The sequence below is a fragment of the Paraburkholderia sp. genome, assembly GCF_036488505.1.
Lineage (GTDB): Bacteria > Pseudomonadota > Gammaproteobacteria > Burkholderiales > Burkholderiaceae > Paraburkholderia.
Map to the genome: position 1 here is coordinate 1 of NZ_DASXHN010000149.1, position 3,098 is coordinate 3,098.

General features: G+C 64.2%; 3 protein-coding genes. 2 read left to right on the plus strand and 1 reads right to left on the minus strand.

The features are described from left to right. The first annotated feature begins 168 nt into the window (after positions 1 to 168). Both queA and tgt read left to right on the plus strand, forming a co-directional pair. Positions 169 to 1,242, plus strand: coding sequence for a tRNA preQ1(34) S-adenosylmethionine ribosyltransferase-isomerase QueA (gene queA, locus VGH68_RS08555; RefSeq protein ID WP_331603148.1), 1,074 nt, complete (start codon positions 169 to 171; stop codon positions 1,240 to 1,242). Between the two features lie 82 nt (positions 1,243 to 1,324). Further along, complete coding sequence (tgt, locus tag VGH68_RS08560) at positions 1,325 to 2,458, plus strand: tRNA guanosine(34) transglycosylase Tgt (protein ID WP_331603149.1); 1,134 nt, start codon at positions 1,325 to 1,327, stop codon at positions 2,456 to 2,458. Between the two features lie 2 nt (positions 2,459 to 2,460). Here the strand turns inward: tgt and VGH68_RS08565 are convergent, their stop codons facing one another. Continuing rightward, complete coding sequence (locus VGH68_RS08565; RefSeq protein ID WP_331603150.1) at positions 2,461 to 2,676, minus strand: hypothetical protein; 216 nt, start codon at positions 2,674 to 2,676, stop codon at positions 2,461 to 2,463. Between the last annotated feature and the right edge of the window lie 422 nt (positions 2,677 to 3,098).

The following is a 3,098-nucleotide window of genomic DNA, read 5'->3' on the forward strand; positions in this document are numbered from 1 at the left end:
TATCGCCTCGAGAGCAGGGAGGTGCCATTTCCTATTGCGGCGCTCCCGCATGTGATGCTCTGGAACCTCGGCCGAAACGGCGATCCGGAGATCTCCTGGCTGCGCGATCGATTGCGGCCCATCATCAAGAGCAAATTCGCCGGCAAGCCGGCATGATCCCGGACACGCATGCGCACCGACCTCTTTGATTTCGAGTTACCGCCGGAGAGCGTCGCGCTGCGGCCTGCGAGCCCGCGCGACTCCGCGAAAATGCTGGTCGTGCAGGGCGGAGACCTGCACGACCGCGTCGTGTCCGAGCTGCCGGACTGGCTGAAGGCGGGCGATCAGCTTGTCGTCAACGACACCAAGGTCATTGCCGCGCAACTGTCCGGACGCCGCATCGGCCGCGCCACCGAGCCGAAGATCGATGCGACGCTGATCAAGCGGCTCGACGGTTCGCGCTGGCAGGCGCTGGTGCGGCCGGCGAAAAAGCTCGCCGTCGGTGACGGCCTCCGGTTCGGCAACGAGGGCCGGGTATGCCTGCTCGGCAATCTCGATGCTGTCGTCGAGAGCAAGGGAGAGGAGAGCGAGGTCACGCTGTCTTTCTCGTTCCACGGACCGGTGCTGGACCAGGCGATAGCAGAGCTCGGCAGCCCGCCGCTGCCGCCCTATATCGCCTCAAAACGCGAACCTGACGACCGCGACACCGACGACTATCAGACCATGTTCGCCGTGCAGGAGGGTGCGGTCGCCGCTCCGACCGCGGGCCTGCACTTCACGCCCCGGCTCGAGGCGGTATTGCGCGCCCGCGGCGTCGGTCTGCAGCGCCTGACCCTGCATGTCGGCGCGGGGACGTTCCTGCCGGTGAAGGCCGACGACACGTCAGGCCACAGGATGCACTCCGAGTGGGGTTCGATTTCGGAAGAAACCGCCCGTACGCTCAACGAGGCCCGCGCCAGTGGCGGGCGCATCGTCGCGGTCGGAACCACCTCGCTGCGGCTGCTCGAGAGCGCCGCGCGCGAAGATGGCGCCATCGCGCCGTTCGAGGGTGAGACCGCGATCTTCATCACGCCCGGCTACCGTTTTCGCGCCGTTGATGCGCTCATGACGAACTTCCATCTGCCGCGCTCGACGCTGTTCATGCTGGTGTCGGCATTCGCCGGCCTCGACACGATGAAACGCGCCTATGCGCATGCGATCGCGAGTGGGTATCGGTTTTATTCGTATGGGGATGCGAGTTTGTTGTTTCGCGAGGACTCGTAGAGCGGGTTAGCGCAGGTCAAATCCGCTCCACGAGCCGAAAACGGGTTGAATCCGGCATGGCTGTCGCGCCATAAGCCCTCCCATGAGCCTTCCCAACCATTTCGAACTGCTGGCAACCGATGGCAATGCGCGTACCGGCAAGCTGACCACGCCGCACGGCGCGGTGCGGACGCCCGCCTTCATGCCCGTGGGTACTGCCGGCGCCATGAAGGGCGTGCACTGGCGCGACGTGCGCGAGGCCGGCACCGACATCGTGCTTGGCAACACCTATCATCTGATGCTGCGGCCGGGCGCCGAACGCATCGCGGCGCTCGGCGGTTTGCAGCGCTTCACGGGGTGGAACGGTCCGATGCTGACGGATTCCGGCGGCTTCCAGGTGATGTCGCTGTCGGATTTGCGCAAGGTCAGCGAGAACGCGGTGACCTTTCGGTCGCATATCGATGGCACCAGGGTCGAGCTGTCGCCGGAGCGCTCGATCGAGGTGCAGCTTTTGCTCGGCGCCGACATTGCCATGCAGATGGACGAATGCGTCCGGCTGCCGGCCGAGCATGCCGACATCGAGCGGGCGATGCAGCTCTCTCTGCGCTGGGGCGAACGCAGCCGGCGCGCGTTCGAGAAGGCGCCGCCAGGCCACATGCTGTTCGGGATCGCGCAGGGCGGCGACCTGCCGGATCTGCGGCGGCAAAGTGCGCGCGGCATCGTCGATACCGGCTTCCACGGCTATGCCATAGGCGGGCTTGCGGTCGGCGAGCCGCAGGCCGTGATGCTCGCCATGATCGAGGAAGTCGCGCCGATGCTGCCCACGGACAGGCCGCGCTATCTCATGGGCGTCGGCACGCCCGAGGACCTTCTCGAGGCGGTCAGGCGCGGCATCGACATGTTCGACTGCGTCATGCCCACCCGCAATGGCCGTCACGGTGTTGCCTTCACCCGGTTCGGGCCGATCAACATCCGCAATAGCCGGCACATCGACGATCCGCGTCCGCTGGACGAGGAGAGCGGCTGGCCGCCCGCGCGCAGCTATTCGCGCGCCTATCTCAACCATCTCGTGCGTTCGGGCGAAACCCTGGGTGCGATGCTGCTGTCGGAGATCAATATCGCCTACTACCAGTCACTGATGGCAGGCATCAGGGGCGCCATCGCGACGCGAACGTTCGAGGACCTCTATCAGCGCACGAAGGACGGCTGGGCGCGCGGCGACATTCCGCCGCGCTGAACCTAATTGCAGGCGTAACGTCGCAGCGAGTGTTTGGTCACGAAGCCGTAACCGCAGGTGTCGCAGGTCCAGAGATAGCTGATGAAATTGTCGTGCAGATAGGCGGATGCTTCGGCCGCCACCATCGAGTCGGCACAAACCGGACAAGTCGGCAGATCGCTCCCGCGCGGATCGGGATGCGTCGCGGCGGTCGACAGAACTTCAGCTACTGCTGACATCGTCACCTCCCTGCGTTCCAATGTCCCACTCACGACCGTACCATACACCCGATACCTTGACGATAGCGCAACACAAATGCGTTGGTTCTGCGTCATTTTGATTCAATTAAGATTTTGCGACGCAGCGAGTTGTGATTTGTCGTGTGAAGTCGTGCGCGCGCGTGTCGCTTGTTGCTGGCGACATTCGTGCTGCGCAACGCGCGATTTCCTGTTTTCACGGAGTCACTGATGAACGCGCCGCTGCTGGTGCAGTGCAATGTTAACGACCATGCGATTGTGCCGCCGCTCGCTCAGCGCTATCTACGGGACCTGTTCGAGAGAATCTGACATGGCCAATACACCCAGACGTCCACGCACGTTGAACGATGCCCGCACCGAGGCTGAGGCGGCATTCAAGAAAGTCACCGCCAAGGTCGCGGAGG